Origin of the sequence: Pseudomonas sp. HY2-MNA-CIBAN-0224, assembly GCF_040310285.1 — a bacterium.
In the GTDB taxonomy this organism is placed as follows: domain Bacteria; phylum Pseudomonadota; class Gammaproteobacteria; order Pseudomonadales; family Pseudomonadaceae; genus Aquipseudomonas; species Aquipseudomonas helleri.
Genome location: NZ_JBEOPQ010000875.1, coordinates 1 through 239 on the forward strand (window position 1 = coordinate 1; position 239 = coordinate 239).

1 pseudogene is annotated in these 239 nt (G+C 43.1%); it reads right to left on the reverse strand.

The annotated features are described in order from the left end of the window. A pseudogene (locus AAEZ03_RS28775) lies at positions 1–239 on the reverse strand (dihydroorotase); the annotation flags it as partial.

A 239-nucleotide genomic window follows, 5' to 3' on the forward strand; every position in this document is an offset into this window, starting at 1 on the left:
GACCAATAGATGGTTGCGGTTAAACATCAAATGCTGCGGCGTAATGGTAGCAGCGATATTGTTGCCTTGCGCCAAGACAAAGTCAGCGGCATCACTGGTGGTAATATGCTCTACCACAATCTTTAGTGTTGGGAATTTAACGATAATTTGTGCCAGTACCTCATCTAAAAAACGTTTTTCGCGATCAAAAATATCCACATGGTCTTGCGTCACTTCACCATGTAATAGCAGTGGTAGGT